Below are 20000 nucleotides of genomic sequence, written 5' to 3' on the forward strand. Positions count from 1 at the left end.
AAGCCAGAATGGAGCGTCTGATAGGACTTCTCAATGACTAGGCAATCGCCACCAACATCGACTCGCCCCGCCTTTTCGGCTGGTCGTTTCGTTCAGTGCATTAGTCAGGCCACGCTTCCACCGTTTTCCGGTGCCGCACCGCACATTCCCCCAACGCCCCCAGCAAGTCCCCCATAACCCATTCCTGCCAAGCGTCATAGGCGGCCGCCGCCGGCGCGTCCGGTACGACGCAGGGTGCAGCGAGCGCACTATCGAGCGGCGGCGGCTTGTTGGGTCGCGGCAACGGCTTCGGCGAGCTTGCGCACGCGGAAATCATCAGGGCGACAGCCAGCAGGCAAAGGCGATGCATTCTTGAAGTCCTTGCGGATGGCGTCCAGCTTGGCGCCCAGGATGGATTGGATGCCGGCAAACTCGCCGGCCTTTTGATGGATGAGTGCGCCGGCCTCGCGCAGGTCCTGCAGCGCCAGGTTGGCGCTGCCCAGGTCGGCCTGCGCGCGGGCGGCTGTCAGCTCGGCGAGCTGCGCATCCTTGCGCCAGCCGTTGACAACCCAGCCGGCGCCGAAGACCGCCACCAGCACGACGCCGGCAGCAATGGCCCGTCTCACATCAGGCATAGCTCTTTCTCCGTTTGACGCCGGGTCACCAGCCCCGGCAGCACGCGCCCCTTGGCCATGACCCAGCGCGACAGCTCAGCGCAGGCCCCGGCCACGTCGCCGGCATTGAGCTTGCGCAGCAGCGTGCTGCTACGAAACGCGGCCGGCCCGACGTTGTAGACGAACGAGGCCAGCGCCGCGCGCCGTGTGGGCGGCAGGGGCACTGTCACCGCCCCGTCGACCACGGCCAGCGCCTTGCCCAGCTCGCCGCGCATTAGCGCCTCACACTCGGCGTCGCTCTTGCGCTGGCCGAGCTTCACGCCGGCCGTGATGCCGCTGCAGATGGTCGGGATCCCGACGGGATCCAGATAAGCCACGTTGCTGCGGCCCTCATAGAAGCCCACCACCACCGTCGCGATGGCCACCGCGCCGCCGGCGAGCGCCGCCGCAATCCTCTGCTGGATGCCCATCTCAGCCCCTCCGCGTGCGTGCGCGCCACCACGGCCGAATGGCCCTGGCCCACAGCGAATGCGCGATCAACCCCAGTACGTAAAGCAGCGTGGCCGCGCTCGCCCAATCGGCCACCCCATACCCCATGAACGACATCACCGTCACCGGCGCCGCCGGAGCGACCTTCACCACCTCTGATGCCATTTCGGCTTGAATCACTTCTGTTCCCCGGAAAAGAAAAAGCCCGCACGCGGCGGGCTGAACAATGCTTTTTTTGTGAAGGTGGAGCGAACCGCCGAGGCTTACACCTCAGGCAGCAGCGCGGTTGGGTCATGCGCCGCGTACACGGCCTGCACCCCCACCTTTACCGCCTCGGGCGTGTCGTCGAAGAACTCGATGTTGCCGAGCGGCGTCCACGAAAAATGCTCGCCAATCAGCCCGCCATAGGCTTTCAGCTCATCAAAAAAGGTCGGGCCGATCGGCTTCTTTTCGTTGCTTTGGTTTTCAGGCATGACCCCTCCTTAGCCGTGAATCATCACGGTGTTGTTGGCACCACCGAGCAGGGTGGCTTGCGATGTCGACGAGGTGGAGCCGTACAGCGTCGAAGTGTGATTCCCCTCCGCCATCCCGTTCACCAGAGAGCCGCTGATGAACTGCTGACGCAGGAATGTGGTCCCCGAAATGCTGATCTCGGAGGCCGCCCCGGCCAGCGCACCATCGATATACGTGGCCGCCGTGGTGAGCCCGCCCGACGTGTTATTTGACAGGCGCCCCATCGCCTGAAACGTCCCGCCATCGCTGCCACTGAGCAGCTCATTCCAGACCAGGAACTCGACGCGCAGCGCGCTCGTCACCTCGGCCAGCGCGGTGTTCGTGAAAGCGACATCGGTCAGCAGCGTCGCAATGCCTCGCTTAAGCCGCCGGTTGAACCAATTCAGGCAAAACATCTGCAGCGCCGAGTCAACAAAGTTCTTGGCCGCCGTGGTGCGGATCAGGCCGACGAGCGTCCGCGAGGGATCCCCATTCTTGATCTGCACACCATTCGTATCCGTGGCGCGCACCGTCGTCGACGGTTCCAGCGCCATCACACCACCCGCCGTCATGTACGCATACACGTAGTAGTTGGTGCTTGCCGCCAGCCCGGTGTTGTCAATCGATACCCCGGCCGCCGGGATCTGTTGCGGCGCCCCGGCAATGATCAGGCCATTGCCATCGAACGCCGACAGCTTGAGCTGCGTGCCACTCACCACCGATAGGCGACACTGACCATGCCCACCACGCGGCAGCAGCGCCATGATCGCCTGCACCAGCTGGTTGCGCTTCGTTTCATCCGGCGCGATCCCGGCCTGCGCACAGACTGCCAACACCTCGTCGGTGATCGCGTTGCCCCAGCTCGCCGGGATCAGCGAGCCGATCCGGCCAATCGTGGCGTCCTCGTCGACAAACTTGCCGTCGACCAACCCGACGCCCGGGACACTTTTCGGGTAATCCATATCACTCCTCGTAGTTGAACAGGACGATCGTGTGGGCCGGCGCGTAGCGCTTCAGCAGACACTCAATGCCCTCGTTTTGGTTCATACCGAACCGCTCACCCCATTGCGTGACACCCCAGCGCCGCCCGCCCTCAATGCGGCGCCCGAGATTCACTGTCCAGAAAAACTGCTTTCCCCAGGTGCCAAAGCGGTCCCGCCCGAAGCGCGACCGCCCGAAGCGGGGCGCGCGATGCTCGGTGATCGTGGCGTCGAGATAGCCCTGCCCCCACGCGATCGACAGGAAATAGGGAATGCTTTGGCCACCCACCGCGACATGCCGGGCCCGAACCGCCTTGCGCCGATCCTCGAATGAGGGCGTCGCCCCCATGCACGGATCCGGCAGCGCCATGACGCGCTCCCAATCCGGCACCAGCTCGCGCACGGTGAGCGGATCCGCCTCCTCGATCATGTCGCCGGCCCGCGCATCGACGCGCGCAAACTCGGGCGCGAGGCCGGCGAGCAGCGCGTGAATCGCCGCCGCCTGCTCGACTTCCCATGCCGGCCCCGGTGGCAGCAGCGCGCTCAACTGCTGCGCGTATTCCGCGTCGGTCCTTACGGCAGCCATGCAATGCCTCCGAAGGTCGGGATCTCATTGACCGCCAGCACCACGCTGGCCGCCGGCGCGACCAGTTGGTGATCGTTCTCGCCGGGCGACTGACTGATCGCCTCACCCAGGTGCGTGCGGATCACCGTGACCCCGAGATCGCCCTCGCGCTTGAGCAGATCGCGCAGCGACTGCTCGATGGCCGCACGAGTCTGCGTGGTGTCGGGAATCGCCTTGATCTGGAAGGCGATCACCTTGGCCGCCGGCGCGAGCACATACAGCTCGGCCGTGACCGGGCGCGTCGCCTCGATGTGCGCCTTGACCTGGTCGAGCACGGCCTGCACCGGGATCGGGCTCGCATCGTTGTCGCGCACCACGAACAGCCCCACGGTGCCCGGCCCCATGTAGTTGCGAATGCACCAGGCGCGCGTGATGCCGGTGACCTCCAGCGCCCATGTCACGTAGTCGTCCGCTGCGCCGCCTTGCGGCACGATCTGGTAGGAGCGGATCACGCGCGAGCGCAGCGATTCGATCGTTTCCTGATCGGTGCCGCCCACGATCCCGCCCACCCCCACCACACCAGCAGCCGCGACGCCAAGCACGGGCGACACCAGCTCCATCGCCGCCCCCTCGGCCACGTCCCCGCCGCGGCCGGGATCCACCGCCGTCACCGTGACCGTGGCCTGCGCGCCGGCAAATTCGACGGGCGTGACCACCGCGTAGCGCCGGCCGTCCGGCGTCTGCAGGATCGTTCCCGCATCGATGACGGCCGGCGCCTGCCCATTCATGGCGACCGGGCCGGTGGAGGCGATCGCCTCGCCGCGCGGCGTTTTGAGGCGCAGCCTGGCGATGCGCAGCAGCATCTCCTCGTCACAGGTATCCGGCAGGATCTGGTCGGCCGCCCACTTGATATGACCATGCAGGCCGGACGTGGCGCCGGCATGCACGCGGCTGATCACGACCTGGTCGGAGCGGCGCAGCGCATCGACCGCCTTGGCGGTCAGATCCGCATCGGCGCGCTGCACGAGTTGCGGGAGTGTCGGAGTGCTAAACGCCATGCTGTACCTGCCAAATGTCATCGAAGTTGAACGGCGGCAGCGGACCGCCGTCGTCGGATAGCGTCACCACCAGGTTGACGCGCGTGCGGTCGGGCGTGGTCACCTGCACGTCCACCGTGCGCACCAGCTCGTCGTCGATCATCCACTGCAGCGCTTCGCGCGCGTACGCCTCGGCCGCGCGCAGCACCTCGGGCACAACCGTCTTGCGGCGCAGAAGCCAGAGGCGCGAGCCGATCCGGTCGCCGGCCACGGCCGGGAAGGTGTCGCCCCACCAGCCCATACGCTGGTCGTCGTCGAGCTGGTCGTCGGCCCCTGCGCGCCGCCAGGTGAACAGGCTGATCTCGGCCGCGCGATAGAGCAGCGCCTGCTGCGCGGTCGTCGTCATAGCTGCATCTCCCCGGTGATCGCGCCGGTTTCGGGATGCTTGTGGTGCAGCACCGGCTTGCCCGCGATTTCCACGTCAACCGCCGCCTTGACCTTTCCGCCGGCCTCGAAGTCCTTTTGCGTTGTCACCTTGGGCGCATTCAGCTCGATGGCCACCTCGGCGTTGACGCGAAAGGTGCCCGTGGTCAGCTCGGCGATCTTGCCGTTCTTGAGCACCAGCGCCTGCCCCTCGCCGGTGAAGATCGCCACCTCACCGGGCTGCAGGCCCTGCAAGCGCGCCCGGCGATCGGTGACCATGAGGGCGACACCGTGCGAGCGATCGCCGCCCAGGAACGCCACCAGCGCCTCGGCACCCTCTGTCGGGCAACTGGTGAACCCATACGGCTCAAAGTGCTCCACGTTGTCCTTCACCTCGCGCGCGGTGAGGCGCAGCTGCAGCGTCTGCAGCTTGCGGCCGGCGTTGGCCAGCACCACCCCGCCACGCGCGAGCATGCCTGTCACAAACTGGTTCATTTCCTTTTTTCCCAATCGGCCGGCAGCAGGTACTCGAAGTCATCCTTCCCCTTGCCGGTCTTGTCCCGTTTTCGGCGCTTGCTTGGATCCGGCGGCTCAGCCTCGAAACCATCCGGCGGCGCCACCGTGAGCTTTGCCTTAGTGCCGCCCTGGTTGCTCAGGCTGTACTCGATCTCGGTGATCAGGAGATCCCGGTCGAAGCCCACCAGCGGATCGACGACGCGCACGATCTGGTTGTGCCGCCATAGCGCCCCGTTGGACTGCCGCCAGCCTCGCACCTCATAAGTGGCCTGCAGCGCCTTGCTGATCCGGTTCTCGCGCTCCCACGCCACGCGCTGGCGTGCCAGCTCGGGCGTCATCTGCCCACGCTCGTGGAGCACCAGCACGCGCTTGCGCGGGATTCGCGCGTCTGTCGCTCGCGCCTCGACCTCGCTGGCCGCCAGGCCATAGACCTCATCCGTCCCGGCCCGCTGCCCCTTGCTGACGTACTCGGAAAACACATTCGCGAAGTCCAGCGGCGCGTCACCACTGAGCAGATTGACGCCGCGCTCAAGGCGATCGACCGCCCGGCCAGCACTACCCGGCCGGGCGATCACAAGCCGCCCCTGCGCGTCATCGGTGGACAACAGCCGAGACAGGCGCAGCAGCCGATCAATGGACTCGAACGCCGTCTCGCCAGGCTGGATCGTGTGGTCGGCGAGCGCCGCGTTGTCCTGCAGCTCACTGCGCACCGTGATGCCAAACGGTTGCGCGAGCGCCTGCACGATGCGCAGCACGCCCTGATTGCGCCACTGGCCGGGCGCGTTGTCAGCGCCACAGTCCACCAGATCGCCCGTCAGCGACCGGCCAGTCACCGAGGTGGAGATCTCCCGGCTATCCCACCGCACGGGCGTCGCATCGACCCAGCCGGTCAGCATCAGCTCGCCACCGATGCGGACCTCGCAGCGATCGCCCTGCCGGATCATGCGCGGCCGGTCACCGCCGCCCGGCCACTTCCACGTAATGCCGACCGAGAAGTCCCGCGCCTGGCGCTCGATGCCCGCCCCGATCCGCACGTCTTTCCAGCCGCCGTAGTCCATGCCGTTGACGGTCAGCGTTACCTCGCTCGCATCGCTCATTTCATGGCCACCTGCAGAGGCGCCGGCGGCAGAAAGCCGGGATGCGACGCACGGTTACGCACCACGATCTCGTCGGCCCGCGTGGCGTCGCCAAAGCGCGCATACGCGAGAACCAGCGCCGGCACCGGCTGGCCAGGCGTGACGGTCGTCAGCCTCACCGCCGGCCGCGCCACGGCCGCCAGGTGCCGCGACACCTGAATCCGCGCATCGGTCAGCAGCTGGTAGTGCCACTGCGGTGCGGCCTGCGCCTGCCCCCAAATCGCCTCTGTGACCTCTTCGCGCACGTCGAGCACGTCGTCAGCCACCGGGATCTCCGGCCGCTCGATCGGCTGCTGCACCTGCACGTCCACAGACGGGGCTGTCGGCAATGGCGCCGGCGCGGTGGCCACCGGCATCTCGCCCACCTCCTTGACGGTGTCGGCGATCAGCAGATCCTGCGTGAGCTTCACCGTGGCATCGTGGACCGCCGCCGCTGCCTCACCCTGCGGCGGCACGATTGCCGCGAGCGACGATACCGCCGAGGCCTTGCCGAACAGGCTACCCAGCCCACTGCCGAAGCCATCGAACGCATGGAAGGCGCCCGGCAGGTTGGCCATCACGCCGCGAATCGTGCCGGTCAGCTCGCCCGGCGCGTTGAGCACCAGGCTGGCGAGGTTCTGCGCGGTCCCGATCGCCGCGGCCAGCGGCGCGGCGTACTGCTGCAGCGCGCCGAACGTGCCGGCGGCGGCCTTGGACAGTTGCGCGACATTGACCTGCGCCGTGTTGACCGCGGCCATGGCCTGCTCGAAGCGTGTCAGCCCGCCCTCGGCCAGCGCCGCGCCGGCAGCGGAGGCCGCCTTGCCGGTGTTGACCTTGGCGGTCGGGTTGAGCAGCTCGCTCGACTCGGTGAAGGTCAGATCGAAGCGGGCCATGCCGCCCTCGGCGTAAGCGTGGGACATTTCGCCCTCACCCGCCGCGACCTGCATCGTGCCCAGCCACGGATGCACCAGCTCGCCAGGCCCCTCCTGCTCAAGCGCCTTGAGCAGGGCATCGCGCTTGTCCATATAGTCCGCGCCGATGACGAAGGCGGTGACCTTGTACGCCCGCGTTGCCCGCCCCATGTCCTCGACATAGGGCACGTTCTTGCCCGGGTATTCGTGCGTGACCGTGCGTCGCCCCACGGGCACCTTGTCCCCATCCACCTGGAACGGGACGCCGCGGAATGACGCCGGGCGCAACTTGTCGCGCCAGCTGGCCATGCTTTCTCCTTTAGGATGCCCCGGACAGCGACCGGAAGCCGACGCGCGGGGTCATGGTGAGCCCCGGCTGATTGGTATTGCCTGGATCGACACGGGTGCCCGGCGGCGCGTTCTCGAACCGCACCACCATGTCGCCGCGCAGCTGCTGCGCCTGGGCCGTCTGCCCAGACAGGGATGCCGTCCAGTCCCGCAAGCCCTGCGTGCCGGAGCGCACCCCGTTGCCGAGTGCCTCGGTGGCGGCCGGGCGCGAGTCCTGGAACAGCGCGCCGACCTTCTGACCGACCCACTGCGCGCCGCTCATCAGCGGCTCGATGTACGGCCGGACCCGGTCCCACAGGCCGCGGAACCACGCGACGATGGGCTCCCAGTTGGAAATGATCAGACCGAGGGGCGTGAAGTTGTAGAACAGGGCTTTGATGCCCTGCCACGCGACGCCAGTGACCGCTACCACCGCGCCCCAAAGCGCGCCGAAGAACTCCTTGATCGGCTCCCAGTTGCGGATGATCGGCGCCAGCACGGTCCAGTCCAGCGCGACCTTGATCCAGCCCCATGCGACCTCGGCGTAACCCTTGATCGCCGACCAGATGCCCGCGAAGAACGGCGCCACCGTCGACCAGTTGGCGATCAACAGGCCAGCCGCCAGCGCGATGCCGCGCACCACCAGGCCGACCGGAGACAGACTCAGGATGCCGTTAAGCAGCGCCATGGCGCCCGACACCCCCACCACCGCCAGCTTGAGCACCAAGAGGCCCGCAGCAGCGCCCAGGACGCCCTGAATCACGCCCGGGCTGGCATTGGCGAATGCAGCCACGCCATCGACCAGCGGGCCAGCCACCGCGAGGAAGTTATTGAGTGGCGGCAGCAGGATGTTGCCGACCGCGATGCCGACACCGGCGACCCGGTTCTGCATCAACTGCATGTTGTTCGCCGTGGTGTCCGCGCGGGCCGCGTATTCGGCCTGCATCGAGCCGGCGTACTTCGAGGCGTCACCCACCTTCTCGAAGTTGGCCTTGAGCAGATCCATGTTGGTGAGCAGCGGCGCGATCGCCCCGATGGATTCCTTGCCGAACAGCCCGTCGAGCACCGATGCCTGCTTCGACTTGTCCACCTTGCCGATGGCCGTCAGCACGCGCAGCATCGTGCCCTGCGCGTCCTTCTGCATATCTACGGCGAGCCGCTTGGCATCGAGTCGCAGCGCCTTGAACGTCTGCTGCTGCTCTTTCGTCGCACTGGTGCCCGAGGTGAGCGTGAGCATCATGTTCTTGATGCCAGTCGCGGCGATCTCCTCCTGCACCCCCATGCCCGCCAGCGTTGCACCCATGGCGGCGATCTGGCTGGCCGCGAAGCCGGCCACCTCGCCCAGGGGGCCGATCCGCGTCACGATCTCGGAGATCTTGTTCGCCTTGGCCGGCCCCGTGTTGCCGAGGTAGTTGATCTGGTCGGCCAGCGTGACCACCTCGGTCTGCCCCAGCTTGAACGACGTGCGCCAGGTGGCCATCATCTCGCCGGCCGTCGCAGCGCTCTGGTCGAACGCCACGCCCATCTTGACGGCGTCCTCGGAGAACTGCAGCAGCTCCTCGTGAGACTTGGCGAATCCGGCCTGGCCGCCGGCGGCGGTGATGGCCGCGATGTCCTTGGCGGCCATCGGCAGGCGCTTGGACATGTTGACGATGTCCTGCCCCATTTCCTTGAATTCGCCCGGCGTCTCGAAGTTGACCACCTTGCGCACGTCGGCCATCGCCGATTCGAAGTCGATCGCCGCCCTGGTCGCGGCGATCACCGGCGCCGCCAGGGCGCCACCCGCCAGCACGTCGCCGAACGAAAGGCTGCCCATGCCATCGGCCTTGAGCCCCTTCCGGAAACCAGCGAGGTTCTTGCGGATGCCTGCCAGCGTGGGCGACAGCTTGTCGACGCCGGTGATCAGCGCCTTGAGTTGAAACTTATCGGCCATCCCCTACTCCGTGTCCGGCACGCTTTGCCGGTTGATGCGCATGGCGTGGTCGTACTGCTCCGCGATGATGCTGACCGGCCGGTCGAGCACCACCTCGGGATCCACCTTCCAGAAGCTGGCAAGGTCGTACGCGACGCGGATCAGGTCGTCGGCGTCGGTGACTTGCCCTTGAAGAAAAAACCGGCGACCGCCCAGCACAGCGCATTGAAATCGGACAGATCGAGTTCGTCGACAGCCGACATCGGAATGCCGCCGCACTTGACCAGGTACTGCGCCGCGGCGGTCGGGTTGAGCTGCACGTTCTCGTCTTTGTCGATCCAGTACGGCATGGCCTTGATGACCCGGGCGTCGGCCGGCTTGGGCTCGCGCAGCACGATCTCGTCGATCGCCTCACCGTGCGCGTTGACGGGCTTGGTGAGCTTGATGGTGGTTGTCGTCATTGCCACTTGCCCTCCACGCCATTGAACTCGAGCGACACCTTGCCGTCATCGCCAGCAGCGGACGGCTCGCCGACCACGTAAGCGCCGGTGAGCACGTAAGTCTTTCCGTTCTTGAACTCGATCGTGACCACCATGTCGATCGCGTCCTGCAGCTTGGTGAGCGGGAAGTCCTTGGTGAACGACATGTCCGCCTTGATGTAGGGGACCAGATCCTCCTCTTTGATCATCCCGGGGCGGATGCTTTCGCGCTTGTACTTCGTGATGGGCGCCTCGCCCGCGCCCTGGCAATCGAACTGCGTACCGTCCGCCTTGACGTAGACGGTACCGGCAATTTTTTGACCCATATCGGTCTCCTAAAATGCAAACGGCCCGCACGATGGCGGGCCGCGAGGTTGAGACAGCCGGTGCTTACGCGGCGGCCTGGTCGGGGTACTGCAGGCGGAACTGGTTGAGCAGCGCGAAGACACGCAGCTGGTTCACATAGTCCGGCGGGAACAGCACGTTGACCCGGTTCGAATTGTTCGCGTCACGTTCCACCACCAGGTACTGCGCGAAGAGATCGGCGTTCTCCACGATGCCGTCACGCTCCAGCCGCATGTACGCGGCGATCAGCTCGTTGCGGATGATGGACGGGGTGACGATGGCCTGCCCTTCCCCGAACCGCGTGCCATCGTTGGCCAGCTTGTGACGCCCGAACTTGCTGGTGACGATTGAGCGCAGGTAGCGCACCACGTAGGCCGTGGTGTGCATCGTCTCGCTGTCGAGATACGAGTCGTCGGCCTGCCCGTAGGCGTTCTTCTGGTACGTCGTGATGGCGCGCTCGATGCGCAGGGTGCCATCGCCCGAGGCAAAGGTGGCGATGCCATTGTTGAGCAGCGCCTGACGCTCCTGCAACAGGAACCGCTCGCCGGCCGGCGCCGCGTCGATGCCAAGCAGCTGGCCGGTTTGCGTGGGGCGAGCCACGTCCGCCGAGATAAACACCGCCTGGCGCGCGACGAACGCCGCCGCCACTTCCCATACGGGCGAGGCCACATTGGCCTCGATGCCGCCCATGGTCATGTGCTGATCATTGCGCACCGAACCGGCCGCAACCAGCGCGCCGACCGCGCCACGAATCGCCGTGTAGACGTGGCCGTAGAGTTGCGCCATCCATGCCCAGCGCCCGGAGATGTCGCTCATCCAGTCCGCGCAGGCATTCAGTGTGGTGGAGTCGGTCCACGGTTGGCAGACGAACTCGAACTCTTCGTCACCCGCCCCCGCCAGCACCGCGTCCATGTCCGGATTGCCGGCACCTGACGCCATCGCCGTCACCGTGACGGTCAGGCCCGCCGGCGTGCGCTCGCCATTGGTCAGGCCGGCGCGGTTCATCTCCAGACGGATGTCGTTGCCGGTGGCACCCTTCCACTTACAGGTGACTGTCACGTCGGCGGTCGCCGCCACTGCCTTGGCGGGCATGTTGAGCGCCGCGTTGATGGCGTTGGCCAGCGCAGTGGCGACGGCCGCTGCTGCCATGCCACTGGCCACCGTCACCTGCAGCCGGCGGCCCGCGACATACACCGACAGGATGCCCGCCTCGGTGGCAGTGCCGGCGATCGCGAACTTGCCCGTCGCGGCCACGCCGGACGCCAGCTTGACCGGGAGCATCCAGATCTGCCCCATCGGATCGCCGAGGCGGAATTTGCGGTACATGGCGGAGAGCATGGAGCCCTCGCCCGTGATCGCATCGACGTCCGCCTGGCGCGTCGCCAGATACAGCTTGCCGGCCACCCCCGTCGCGTCGTCGCTGGCCTGCCCGATCAGCAGGCGCTTCATTGTGGCGGAGCCGCCGCCGGCCTGCGAGTTGTCGACCTCGGCGAAGAACAGCGGGACGCGGAGGTCGTTCGGAATGTTGCTGAATGGCACGGACATTACTTGCCCCCCTTACCCGTCTTGCCGGCCGGGGCCACTTCGGCCTCACTGGCTTGGCCCTGGACTTCGGCCACGCTTTCGACGGCGGCCCCCGGCTCGCCCTCGATCGTCACGTCGCCATCGTTGATGCGACGCACCCAGTAAGGAGTGCGGACCACGGCGCGCCCCTCGGGCGGCAGGTTGTCGCGGTATTGCGGATCCGGCACCACGCGCCCCTCAGCCGGGGTCACGTGGACCGTCTTGCGGTCAGCGTTCATGGTCATCCTTCGTCTAGCTCCACGCGGAGCACGGTTTCGATCCGGCCATCGGGGCCGGGCTTGTTCAGGTTGGGATCCGCCATCGGGTCGATGGCGTCGAGATTGATCGTGATGCCCTCAATAGGAGGCAGGCCCGCCAACTCCAGCTCCTCGAAGGTTTCCGGCGCACTCCCATGGCCCAGGGTCCACTCGCACCGAAACGTGAAGCGGTACAACACCCGGCCACGGTCGATCAGCAGCAGCTGGCCGCCGTCGTACATGACGCGTTCGTAGTCGTCGGACGGCTTCCAGCCGGCCAGCGCGCGCAGCAGCTCGGCGCGGATGTCATGCAGTGGATCGGCGACGGACTGACCACGCTCGTCGCCCGTCTTGAGCGCCACCACCACGTCGAACTCGTCGACGATGGCCTGGCGGATGCCGGTCTGCTCGGCGTTGTCACCGGGATCGTCGGCCGTCATCACGACATAGGCGGCCGGCATCGACAGCAGCGCGCTGTCGCGCACCACTTCGAACTCCAAGCCACCGGCCACGCGGCCGCCAAACGTCGGCGCGTAACGGCGTAGCTGGTCGATTACCGGGGAGAGTTTCATGGCAAGAAAAAGCCCCGCGCGCGGCGGGGCTGGTGAGAGGTTGTGGCGTTGTCACTTCACCCGCAGACCAGCCGCGAGCGCAGCACTCAAGAGATTCCGCACCGGCCCCGCCTGGGCTTCCAAGGCATCCGCCATGTAGTTGGCACGGGGCTGGACGCGGTACGGGCCGCTGGACTGGGCCTTGTGGTCCTTTCGCCTGGTCGCACCCCTGCGGACGCCGTAATACAGATAGGCGAAGTAGGGATCGCTCGCCGGCACGTCCTTGCCGGTCTTTGGCTCGATGCGCACCAGAAAGCCGGATCGGCTGACCTTGGCCCGGATGGACTTGGCCAGGCGCCCCGTCCGCCTGGACGGGTAGCCGCCCCCTTTGGATGCGCCCTGCTTCGTCACGCGGCCACGGGCATCTTTCACGACCAGGGCGCCCGCTTGGCGCATGGCGCGCCGAATCTGCTTCTTGTCGAAGTCGATCGAGCGATCAAATCCCTCGAAGCCTTCGACGTGCACATAAAAGCCGGACTTAGCCATGGCGCAGCTCCTCCACCTCGATCATGGTGAAGCGCTTGGCGCCGTTCATATGGGCCGCGCGCTTGACCCGGTAGACCGCGTCACCGTGTACGACTTCGTGCGCGTCGGTGAGCCCATCGAGGTAGCGGACGATCACGCGATGCGTGACGGCCGAGTCGGTGGCGGCGCTTTCCATGTACGTCGCCGCGCTGACGGGCACGACCTTGGCCCAGCGCGGCATCGTGGCCGGAAAGGTCTGCTCCACGTCGACGACGCCGACCGGCAGATCCAGCCGCCGGCGGATCTGCACCCGCCGATCCAGCTCCCCTGCGCCGGGCTCCCGCAAAATGGTGACTTCACTGAGCATCGCCCCTCCTAGAGCCCAATGCCGCAGCGGTAATCCGCCAGCAGCCAGTCGTACATGTTGAAATCGGACTCGGACAAGGTGGTGGCCGACACCTCGCGCTTGGCATACAGCTCGGCGAACAGCATGAGGATCGCCAGGCAGATGTCCTCGGGCACGGTCGCGAAGCCCACATCGAACTCGATCTGGAAGCCGGATCCCGCCGGCCACGCCTTGACGGGCCGCACCAGCAGCCCGCGCGCGACCTCCTCGGTGCGGTACGCCAGCAGCGGCACGGTCTGCCGCGCGCCGCTGGCGTCGAGATACGAGACCGACGTGACCGTCGCGGGCCCGTAGCCGCGCACCAGGATCTCGCCGAGCTGCTCGTCATCGTCGAGCAGCGCCCGATATTGCTGTGCACGCAGCGGCCGACGCAGGTAGGTTTCGGTCGCCCGCCGAACACCCGCGAGCCGAGCCTGCAGGTTGGGATCAGCGTCGATGCCGTCGATCCTCGCCTGCTCCATGGCCTGCGCCAGCGAGACCGGCTCGTCGGCAGGCTCCGTCACGGTCTCGTAACGCATGGTCAGCCCTGGGCGATCGACTCGGCGTAGGCGACCGCCTCTTTCGCGGTGTCGACCACGCCGGCCTTCTCTGCCGCGAGAGCGACGGCCTTGGGCAGCGTCACCACCTGATTGGGCGCACCGTGCTCGCAGTCCACCAGCACGCGTGCCTTGACGGGCACCGCAGCCCTGTCCGCCTTCTTGGCTGCAGCCTCCGCTGCAGCAGCCTGCTCCGCGGCGATGCGCGCCGCCTCGGCGCCGTTATCCTCGACACCGCCCACGGTACCGCCGTTGTCTTCGTTGGTTAGATCGCTCATTGCGACTCCTAAAGCTGGGTTGGTAGGGACGGCCCAGCCGGGCCATCCAGCGCGATCGCCTCGGCTTAGGTGGCCGAGTTCTGGTAGGCCTTGACGGCCAACAGGTCCATCAGGTTGCCGCCGCTGCGCGCCCAGGCCAGGAAGCCAACTTGACCTTTCGACGCATAGGCAGAATCGGCAAAGCGGAACAGCGTCACCTCGAGCGCGTCGCGGATCATGTACTTGTCGTGCTGGCCGTACGAGATCGATTTCGCGTTCGCCGCCATCGCGGGTACGTGGCTATTGAGGGTCACAGGCTTGCCGAGCAGCTCGTCGGGCGCGCCCTTGGTGATGCCGCCCTCGTAACCGGGCGTCCAGATCGGGCGACCGTTGGCGTCCTTGAGCTTGCGCACCACCTTGCGGGTGCTCTGCGCGAACATCCAGCGGGCGCCGGCCTGGTACGCCTCGTCGACCGACTCCTGCAGGTCAACCAGGTCATCGAAGCCCACCGAGGTGGTGCTGCCCGTGGCGCCGGTCTTGCCCACCGCGGCCGCCGTGATCAGGCCCGTCGGCTCGCCGGTGCCGGTACCCACCGTGAACTTGCGGTTGGCCGCGCGCGAGATGCGGGTGGCCATGCGATTGAACGCCAGCGACTCGATATTCAGCGTGCTGTCCTGCAGCAGCTGGATCGGCACCGTGATGATCTTGGAGCCGAACATGTACACGTTGAGCGGTCGCGTGCCGAAGGAAATGTCGGCCGTGCCCGCCTGGGTGTTCTCGGGGACGATTTCGCCTTCCTCGGTGGTGCCGTCCGTGGTCGGAAAGCCCATCGGGTTGCCGGTAGCCGTGCGGATGGTCTCCGCCACATCGCGCATGCCACCATAAGCCGACATCGCATCGATGAAGCGGGTTGCCACGTCGGTTTGCACGGTGTAGCCACCTTCGGCGGGCGTGGTGGTGGACATGGTGTTGCGCACCAGCTGCCATTCGTCAGACGTCAGCGCGGTCGGACCATTGCGCAGCCACTTGTCGAAGAGCGCACGTGCCTTGGCGGTTTGCGGGTCGACCGCCGCTGCCGGCGGCGCAGCACCGCCACGGCCGGGCTCTTGGCCGGTGATCTCGTTAAAGGCGTTGTCGGCCTCGATGTCCAGCAGCCGCTGGTGGTTCTCGATCTCGGCATTCACGGCCTCGATCTGCGCCAGCAGGTCATCGTATTTCTTCTGGTCATCGGTGGACCATTTGGCGTCGCCCTTGCTGGCCAGGATGTTGCGAGCGTCGCGGGCCAGTGCCGCTTTCTTCTCGCGCAGTGCTTGGATCATGTGTTCTCCAGAGATGGAAATGAAAAAGCCCGCCGTGGTTTCCCAGGGCGGGCGGTTTGGCAACGCGAGAGGCGTTACGCGGCTTCGAGCAACCGAAGTCGCCGCGCGTTGCTGGCGGCGATCTCGGCAAGGTCCGGCTCGTTGGCCGGCGGCGCAGTGAGCGCTGCCGGTGCGTTCTGGTAGGCGGCGAGGTTCCATGCCTTGGCGTCGCCGCCCGACTTCGCCGCGGGCACGACGCGGTCGACGAAGCCATGTTCTTTGGCCTCATCGGCGGTGAACCACGTTTCGGCGGCCATCCACGCGACGATCTGGGCCTCGTCTTTGCCCGTCTTGCGCTTGTAGTCGGCCACGATGGTGCCGTCGACCTTATCGAGCAGCGCAGCCATTTCCGTCATGGACGCCTTGTTGCCGATGGCCACCGCCCAGGCGTTGTGGATCATGAAGAACGCGCCCTCGCTGATCTCGACCTCGCTGGCGGCCAGGGCAACGTAGGTGGCCGCGCTGGCGGCGATCCCGTCGATGTGCGCGATGACCTTGCCCGGATAGTTGGCGATCGCGGTGGCCATGGCGCGCCCGTCCATCACATCGCCGCCGGGCGAATTGATGCGCAGATGCACCACGTCGGCCGTCATGGCGGCCAGCGCCTTGGCGAACCCATCAGCGGGCACGCCCCAGTCGCCGATCACGTCGTACAGATACAGCGTGTCGCCCTCGGCGCGAATGCCTGGGCCGGCTTTGGCTTCGTTACGCAGCAGCTGACTAAGCCGGTTCTTGAGTGCCTTCATTTGGCTTATCTCCGTTGGGTTTCGCCACAGGGGCAAAGAGCTTGTCGCCACCCACGATGGGCGGCATGTTCTCGATCGCGCGGACTTCGTTCGGCACCATCCAGCCTGGTGATTGCGTACCACCGAGCGCGGTCTTAAAGAATTCGGCACGGCTTTTCTGATCGCCACGGCGCAGGCCATCGACATTGAATTCACCGAAGTACTTGCTGGTGCGGAAGAGCTTGCGATTGACTTCCTGCTCGTTCCGATTGGTGTAGGGCTGCAGGGTGTACATGACGAAGCCGATCCCCTGCTGCTCGATCCCACTGCCCCAGTTGGTGGCCCCTTCCGGATCGCCGACCATAAAGGGCGGCACGCCGAACGAGCGGCAGATGTCGGCGTTGGACATCTTCAGCTGCTCGATGAGCTGCGCGTCGGCCATCGACATCTGGATGGTCTTGAGCGTCACGCCCTCGGTGAGCACCATGGGCGCCCCGACGTTCTGGTAGCCGCGATACTTGCGCTCAAACTCGCTGCGCATCATTTCGCGCTTGTCCGGATCCATCTTCTTGTCGGTCTGAAAGAAGAATGGCGTGTGCAGCCCCTGACTCATGAACCGCCCACGGAATTCGTCCGTGGTCAGGTTGAAACCGATTTGCTGCTTGGCCGCGTACTGGATCACCGAGAGACTTCGGCGCCCGTCAAAGCCGAAGCCGGGGAAATGCAGCACGTCGTCCTGGTCGTAGCCGCGGCGCACGCCCAGATCCTGCACGTAGTACGCGAGCCGGTCTCCCTTGCGCTCGACCAGCACATCAGCCGGATGATGCGGCACGACCTGAACCGGCGTGCCGGCGCTGTTGCGCCGCAGGGTGGCGAAGCCGTCCCCGTGGAACAGAATCGACTTGATGATGTACTCCCAGAACGTCGCGGCCGAGAAGCGCGGCGTGGGCTGCTCGTTGAAGAGCCACCACAGCGGCGTCTCCCATCGCTGCCGCCCGCCGCCGGCGGTGCGCTCGTAAAAATGCAGAGGCAGGGACGCCATGGCGCCGGCAATGAGCCGCGTGCAGGCGAACACCATCGCCACGCGCGCGGCCGTGTCTTCGGTCACGGCCTTACCCGCCGCCGAGGGTTGCCCGCCGCCGCCAAAGTACTCCATGAGCGTCGGGTCCGACGATTGAACGATGACCGACTGATTGTGAAAGGTCGGCTCCACCCGCCCCGCCGGCGGCTCGTCGGCCGGCGGGGAATCTGACGCCACGCTGGCGCCGCGCAAAAAGTCAAAGAAGCCCATATCAGTCCAAGGTGGCGTAGCCGCTCTCAATTTCGTTGGATTCCGTCACACCGACGAGTCGGCCGACAGCCATCACGCCGGCCACGATGCCGTCGATGCGCCCGGTCGCGCGCTGCTTTGACAACTTCCGGTTGCCCGCCGGGTCTTCCTCGGTGACCGCATTCGCGGCGTTCCATGTCATCACCGGATTCCCGTCGTGCGCCAGCAGCTGGTCGAGCAGAAGCCGCTCGAACTCGTCGACAGCCGGCCCCATGTCTTTGAAGCCCTGCCCGAACTTGTAGAACGGCGGCAGGCTCAGCCCCTCCTGCTCGATGAGCGCCTCGTAATCCTCGACACGCCACCGATCCGCCGCGATCTCGCGCAGATCGAACATCGCACTGACCTCGGCGAGCCGGCGCAGCACAAACAGCTTGTTGATGGCGCGGCCCGGCACCGCCTCTAGATACCCAGCATCCCGCCAGGCCAGATACGGCACGCGATCGCGCTCGGCCTTTTCGTGGAGACCATCACCCGGAAGCCAGAAGTACGGGATGATCCGCGCGATCGGGTCATCGTCGGTCGGGTCCAGCGCCACGACGAGCGAGGTCAAATCCTGCGTGCTGGAGAGGTCCAGTCCGGCGACGCCGGAGCGACCGTAGAGCGACGCAAGCGTCGGCGGCGGCTTGGGCTGGCAGGCAAACCACAGATCGGCACCAATCCACGGCGAAGCGGCCTCCGTCCATTCACAGAAGCAAAGGCGCCGCACGGTCGCCTCTTTGGACGGCATGCCGCGCGCCTGCGTCACCTGTTCGCGCAGGTACTTCATGCCCGGGATGCCATACGCGAGGCTGGGATTGGCTTTGCCCCAGCACGCCTCATCCTTGAACGGATCGTCGCCCTCATCGAGCGCACAGATGAACGCGAAGAAGCTGTCGTCGGACAACGAGCCGGCACTGACCTTGGCGCCGTAGTCGTGGTAATCCCAGCACACCGTGCGCTTGTCGGTGCCGCTATTGGTGATCATGAAGATCAGCGCCTGGCGCCGACTCTTCGTGCCGGCCCGCAGCATTTCGACGACGTGCGGACCCTTGTGTTCGTGCACCTCGTCGAGCAGCGCGATATGCGGGCGCGGCCCCGACTGGCCATCGTCGGCGCTGACCGGCCGGAAGAATGACGACGTGGGCAGATACGAGAGGTTGAATTCCCGCATGGCGCCGCCGGACTTTTCGATCCGACTGGCCAGGAGCGGCGACTGGTCGACCATGGCCACCGCATCGCGGAACAGGATCTGCGCCTGGTCCTTTTTCGTCGCCGCCGCGTAGATCTCGGCGCGCGATTCACCATCGGAGGTCAGCCCATAGAGCCCGATGCCAGCGGCCAGCGGTGACTTGCCGCTGCCCTTTGCCGTTTCGACGTAGGCGACGCGGAAACGCCGGTAACCATCGGACCCCTTCCAGCCAAACAGCGAGCCGATGATGAACGCTTGCCACGGCTGTACGTCGAACGGCTTGCCTTCGTAATCGCCACCGTTCAGGCAGAGTACATCCTCGAAGAAGCCGATGGCGCGCTGGGCCGCGGCGAGATCCCACACCAGCCCGCGAGCCGGCCCCTCCACCAGGTCGCGCAAATGCCGCGAGCACGCGGCGCGCACATGCGGCCCAGCCAGGATCTCACCGGCCACGACCGCATGCGCGTATGCGGTCGTGCGGTCATCATCCACCGAAGTACTTGCTGGCTTTTTCCCTTTCGTCACCACGGAACAACTCCCCTTGGCCGCCCGCCGGCAGCTGCACGCGCGCACGCGCCGAAGGGTTGAGGCCGAACAACGCGCCGGAGGAGCGCATGCGCTCTTCCGCTCGGTTGGCGATCTGCATCCAGACGCTGATTTGCTTGTAGCCGCTCGGCGTGGACTCGATGTAGCCCGCGTCCCGCTTCGCCGACTTGCCGCGCGCGCTGTTCTTCACCTCTTGGATCATGCCGCGGGCGTGCTTCCAGTCGGCATACGCCTGGCAGTACACGGCCAGCTCGCCCTGGTCGAGCTTGTTGATGAGGCCGAGCATGTAGAGGTCCGGCGCCAGCTCGTCCCACACTTCGCGCGCCGCATCGTCGAGCACCTCGGGACATTCGGGCGCATCCGCCACCAGTTCCCACTGCACGCCGGACTGCGTGATTTCGCTCAGCGGTTTTTTGCTTCGGTTGCCCTGGATCAGATGCACCGTCGCGGGCAACGCCTTGCGCCCGGAGTTTGAATTTCCAGCCATCGCTACCTCCCCTGTTTGCTATACCCCCCTCCCATATTTCCCGGTCGTACAAAGAAAGGGAGGCACGCGGTGTGGAAGGGGCGGCGCCAAAAGTTTTTTACCCCCCC

Annotated in this window: 27 protein-coding genes; all 27 read right to left on the reverse strand. The window is 66.3% G+C overall.

Translation table 11 applies throughout. The annotated features are described in order from the left end of the window. Positions 1-248: 248 nt before the first annotated feature. Entirely contained in the window at positions 249-578 is a 330-nt protein-coding gene (locus AB4Z48_RS17615; RefSeq protein WP_441616166.1) for a hypothetical protein, read from the reverse strand. Between the two features lie 23 nt (positions 579-601). Next, the gene (locus tag AB4Z48_RS17620) at positions 602-1063 is read right to left on the reverse strand and encodes a lysozyme (protein ID WP_441616168.1); all 462 of its coding nucleotides are present in this window, start codon (positions 1061-1063) and stop codon (positions 602-604) included. A gap of 1 nt (position 1064) precedes the next feature. Next, entirely contained in the window at positions 1065-1262 is a 198-nt protein-coding gene (locus tag AB4Z48_RS17625; protein ID WP_441616170.1) for a hypothetical protein, read from the reverse strand. Positions 1263-1345: 83 nt separating this feature from the next. Next, positions 1346-1555, reverse strand: a complete 210-nt coding sequence (locus AB4Z48_RS17630; protein ID WP_441616172.1) for a hypothetical protein — start codon at positions 1553-1555, stop codon at positions 1346-1348. A gap of 9 nt (positions 1556-1564) precedes the next feature. Continuing rightward, positions 1565-2536, reverse strand: a complete 972-nt coding sequence (locus AB4Z48_RS17635) for a hypothetical protein (protein ID WP_441616173.1) — start codon at positions 2534-2536, stop codon at positions 1565-1567. A 1-nt stretch (position 2537) separates the two neighbouring features. Next, entirely contained in the window at positions 2538-3140 is a 603-nt protein-coding gene (locus tag AB4Z48_RS17640; RefSeq protein ID WP_441616175.1) for a YmfQ family protein, read from the reverse strand. Next, positions 3128-4177: a baseplate J/gp47 family protein gene (locus AB4Z48_RS17645; RefSeq protein WP_441616177.1), complete on the reverse strand. Its 1050-nt coding sequence runs from the start codon at positions 4175-4177 to the stop codon at positions 3128-3130. Before AB4Z48_RS17645 ends, AB4Z48_RS17640 begins: the two co-directional genes overlap by 13 nt. Next, entirely contained in the window at positions 4167-4562 is a 396-nt protein-coding gene (locus AB4Z48_RS17650) for a phage GP46 family protein (RefSeq protein ID WP_441616179.1), read from the reverse strand. The genes AB4Z48_RS17645 and AB4Z48_RS17650 overlap by 11 nt, the downstream gene beginning before the upstream one ends. Next, positions 4559-5074, reverse strand: coding sequence for a phage baseplate assembly protein V (locus tag AB4Z48_RS17655; protein ID WP_441616181.1), 516 nt, complete (start codon positions 5072-5074; stop codon positions 4559-4561). Before AB4Z48_RS17655 ends, AB4Z48_RS17650 begins: the two co-directional genes overlap by 4 nt. Further along, positions 5071-6192 (reverse strand): phage baseplate assembly protein, encoded by a 1122-nt coding sequence (locus tag AB4Z48_RS17660; protein ID WP_441616183.1) that lies wholly within the window; start codon positions 6190-6192, stop codon positions 5071-5073. Before AB4Z48_RS17660 ends, AB4Z48_RS17655 begins: the two co-directional genes overlap by 4 nt. Then, entirely contained in the window at positions 6189-7430 is a 1242-nt protein-coding gene (locus AB4Z48_RS17665) for a DNA circularization protein (RefSeq protein WP_441616185.1), read from the reverse strand. The genes AB4Z48_RS17660 and AB4Z48_RS17665 overlap by 4 nt, the downstream gene beginning before the upstream one ends. A gap of 10 nt (positions 7431-7440) precedes the next feature. Then, positions 7441-9381, reverse strand: a complete 1941-nt coding sequence (locus tag AB4Z48_RS17670; protein ID WP_441616187.1) for a phage tail tape measure protein — start codon at positions 9379-9381, stop codon at positions 7441-7443. Between the two features lie 3 nt (positions 9382-9384). After that, on the reverse strand, positions 9385-9579 hold the full coding sequence (locus AB4Z48_RS17675) for a hypothetical protein (protein WP_441616510.1): 195 nt from the start codon (positions 9577-9579) through the stop codon (positions 9385-9387). Beyond that, entirely contained in the window at positions 9522-9821 is a 300-nt protein-coding gene (locus AB4Z48_RS17680; protein WP_441616189.1) for a phage tail assembly protein, read from the reverse strand. The genes AB4Z48_RS17675 and AB4Z48_RS17680 overlap by 58 nt, the downstream gene beginning before the upstream one ends. After that, positions 9818-10165: a phage tail tube protein gene (locus tag AB4Z48_RS17685; RefSeq protein WP_441616191.1), complete on the reverse strand. Its 348-nt coding sequence runs from the start codon at positions 10163-10165 to the stop codon at positions 9818-9820. The genes AB4Z48_RS17680 and AB4Z48_RS17685 overlap by 4 nt, the downstream gene beginning before the upstream one ends. Positions 10166-10229: 64 nt before the next feature. After that, complete coding sequence (locus tag AB4Z48_RS17690; RefSeq protein ID WP_441616193.1) at positions 10230-11729, reverse strand: phage tail sheath subtilisin-like domain-containing protein; 1500 nt, start codon at positions 11727-11729, stop codon at positions 10230-10232. Continuing rightward, positions 11729-11986, reverse strand: a complete 258-nt coding sequence (locus AB4Z48_RS17695) for a DUF2635 domain-containing protein (RefSeq protein WP_441616195.1) — start codon at positions 11984-11986, stop codon at positions 11729-11731. Before AB4Z48_RS17695 ends, AB4Z48_RS17690 begins: the two co-directional genes overlap by 1 nt. A 2-nt stretch (positions 11987-11988) precedes the next feature. Continuing rightward, on the reverse strand, positions 11989-12576 hold the full coding sequence (locus AB4Z48_RS17700) for a phage tail terminator protein (RefSeq protein ID WP_441616196.1): 588 nt from the start codon (positions 12574-12576) through the stop codon (positions 11989-11991). 51 nt (positions 12577-12627) lie between these two features. Beyond that, positions 12628-13101 carry an HK97 gp10 family phage protein gene (locus AB4Z48_RS17705; protein WP_441616198.1) on the reverse strand — a complete coding sequence of 158 codons (474 nt, stop codon included), beginning with the start codon at positions 13099-13101 and terminating at the stop codon, positions 12628-12630. Then, a complete protein-coding gene (locus tag AB4Z48_RS17710; protein ID WP_441616200.1) occupies positions 13094-13447 on the reverse strand; it encodes a phage head closure protein in 354 nt (117 codons plus the stop codon). The genes AB4Z48_RS17705 and AB4Z48_RS17710 overlap by 8 nt, the downstream gene beginning before the upstream one ends. A gap of 8 nt (positions 13448-13455) precedes the next feature. Then, positions 13456-14004 carry a head-tail connector protein gene (locus AB4Z48_RS17715; protein ID WP_441616202.1) on the reverse strand — a complete coding sequence of 183 codons (549 nt, stop codon included), beginning with the start codon at positions 14002-14004 and terminating at the stop codon, positions 13456-13458. A gap of 2 nt (positions 14005-14006) precedes the next feature. After that, entirely contained in the window at positions 14007-14300 is a 294-nt protein-coding gene (locus tag AB4Z48_RS17720) for a hypothetical protein (RefSeq protein WP_441616204.1), read from the reverse strand. A 65-nt stretch (positions 14301-14365) separates the two neighbouring features. Next, entirely contained in the window at positions 14366-15598 is a 1233-nt protein-coding gene (locus tag AB4Z48_RS17725) for a phage major capsid protein (RefSeq protein WP_441616206.1), read from the reverse strand. Between the two features lie 74 nt (positions 15599-15672). Beyond that, positions 15673-16383: a head maturation protease, ClpP-related gene (locus AB4Z48_RS17730; RefSeq protein WP_441616208.1), complete on the reverse strand. Its 711-nt coding sequence runs from the start codon at positions 16381-16383 to the stop codon at positions 15673-15675. Beyond that, positions 16358-17653: a phage portal protein gene (locus AB4Z48_RS17735; protein ID WP_441616210.1), complete on the reverse strand. Its 1296-nt coding sequence runs from the start codon at positions 17651-17653 to the stop codon at positions 16358-16360. The genes AB4Z48_RS17730 and AB4Z48_RS17735 overlap by 26 nt, the downstream gene beginning before the upstream one ends. A gap of 1 nt (position 17654) precedes the next feature. Further along, a complete protein-coding gene (locus tag AB4Z48_RS17740; RefSeq protein ID WP_441616212.1) occupies positions 17655-19388 on the reverse strand; it encodes a terminase large subunit in 1734 nt (577 codons plus the stop codon). Then, a complete protein-coding gene (locus AB4Z48_RS17745; protein ID WP_441616214.1) occupies positions 19345-19893 on the reverse strand; it encodes a P27 family phage terminase small subunit in 549 nt (182 codons plus the stop codon). Before AB4Z48_RS17745 ends, AB4Z48_RS17740 begins: the two co-directional genes overlap by 44 nt. Positions 19894-20000 lie beyond the last annotated feature (107 nt).

The sequence above is a fragment of the Cupriavidus sp. 2TAF22 genome, from assembly GCF_052115045.1.
GTDB lineage: Bacteria > Pseudomonadota > Gammaproteobacteria > Burkholderiales > Burkholderiaceae > Cupriavidus.

Excerpts from the sequence above, each read along its gene's own strand:
- AB4Z48_RS17620 (WP_441616168.1), bottom strand. The coding sequence starts at position 1,063 with ATGGGCATCCAGCAGAGGATTGCGGCGGCGCTCGCCGGCGGCGCGGTG.
- AB4Z48_RS17630 (WP_441616172.1), bottom strand. The coding sequence starts at position 1,555 with ATGCCTGAAAACCAAAGCAACGAAAAGAAGCCGATCGGCCCGACCTTT.
- AB4Z48_RS17635 (WP_441616173.1), bottom strand. The coding sequence starts at position 2,536 with ATGGATTACCCGAAAAGTGTCCCGGGCGTCGGGTTGGTCGACGGCAAG.
- AB4Z48_RS17640 (WP_441616175.1), bottom strand. The coding sequence starts at position 3,140 with ATGGCTGCCGTAAGGACCGACGCGGAATACGCGCAGCAGTTGAGCGCG.
- AB4Z48_RS17645 (WP_441616177.1), bottom strand. The coding sequence starts at position 4,177 with ATGGCGTTTAGCACTCCGACACTCCCGCAACTCGTGCAGCGCGCCGAT.
- AB4Z48_RS17650 (WP_441616179.1), bottom strand. The coding sequence starts at position 4,562 with ATGACGACGACCGCGCAGCAGGCGCTGCTCTATCGCGCGGCCGAGATC.
- AB4Z48_RS17655 (WP_441616181.1), bottom strand. The coding sequence starts at position 5,074 with ATGAACCAGTTTGTGACAGGCATGCTCGCGCGTGGCGGGGTGGTGCTG.
- AB4Z48_RS17660 (WP_441616183.1), bottom strand. The coding sequence starts at position 6,192 with ATGAGCGATGCGAGCGAGGTAACGCTGACCGTCAACGGCATGGACTAC.
- AB4Z48_RS17665 (WP_441616185.1), bottom strand. The coding sequence starts at position 7,430 with ATGGCCAGCTGGCGCGACAAGTTGCGCCCGGCGTCATTCCGCGGCGTC.
- AB4Z48_RS17670 (WP_441616187.1), bottom strand. The coding sequence starts at position 9,381 with ATGGCCGATAAGTTTCAACTCAAGGCGCTGATCACCGGCGTCGACAAG.
- AB4Z48_RS17680 (WP_441616189.1), bottom strand. The coding sequence starts at position 9,821 with ATGACGACAACCACCATCAAGCTCACCAAGCCCGTCAACGCGCACGGT.
- AB4Z48_RS17685 (WP_441616191.1), bottom strand. The coding sequence starts at position 10,165 with ATGGGTCAAAAAATTGCCGGTACCGTCTACGTCAAGGCGGACGGTACG.
- AB4Z48_RS17690 (WP_441616193.1), bottom strand. The coding sequence starts at position 11,729 with ATGTCCGTGCCATTCAGCAACATTCCGAACGACCTCCGCGTCCCGCTG.
- AB4Z48_RS17695 (WP_441616195.1), bottom strand. The coding sequence starts at position 11,986 with ATGAACGCTGACCGCAAGACGGTCCACGTGACCCCGGCTGAGGGGCGC.
- AB4Z48_RS17700 (WP_441616196.1), bottom strand. The coding sequence starts at position 12,576 with ATGAAACTCTCCCCGGTAATCGACCAGCTACGCCGTTACGCGCCGACG.
- AB4Z48_RS17705 (WP_441616198.1), bottom strand. The coding sequence starts at position 13,101 with ATGGCTAAGTCCGGCTTTTATGTGCACGTCGAAGGCTTCGAGGGATTT.
- AB4Z48_RS17710 (WP_441616200.1), bottom strand. The coding sequence starts at position 13,447 with ATGCTCAGTGAAGTCACCATTTTGCGGGAGCCCGGCGCAGGGGAGCTG.
- AB4Z48_RS17715 (WP_441616202.1), bottom strand. The coding sequence starts at position 14,004 with ATGCGTTACGAGACCGTGACGGAGCCTGCCGACGAGCCGGTCTCGCTG.
- AB4Z48_RS17720 (WP_441616204.1), bottom strand. The coding sequence starts at position 14,300 with ATGAGCGATCTAACCAACGAAGACAACGGCGGTACCGTGGGCGGTGTC.
- AB4Z48_RS17725 (WP_441616206.1), bottom strand. The coding sequence starts at position 15,598 with ATGATCCAAGCACTGCGCGAGAAGAAAGCGGCACTGGCCCGCGACGCT.
- AB4Z48_RS17730 (WP_441616208.1), bottom strand. The coding sequence starts at position 16,383 with ATGAAGGCACTCAAGAACCGGCTTAGTCAGCTGCTGCGTAACGAAGCC.
- AB4Z48_RS17735 (WP_441616210.1), bottom strand. The coding sequence starts at position 17,653 with ATGGGCTTCTTTGACTTTTTGCGCGGCGCCAGCGTGGCGTCAGATTCC.
- AB4Z48_RS17745 (WP_441616214.1), bottom strand. The coding sequence starts at position 19,893 with ATGGCTGGAAATTCAAACTCCGGGCGCAAGGCGTTGCCCGCGACGGTG.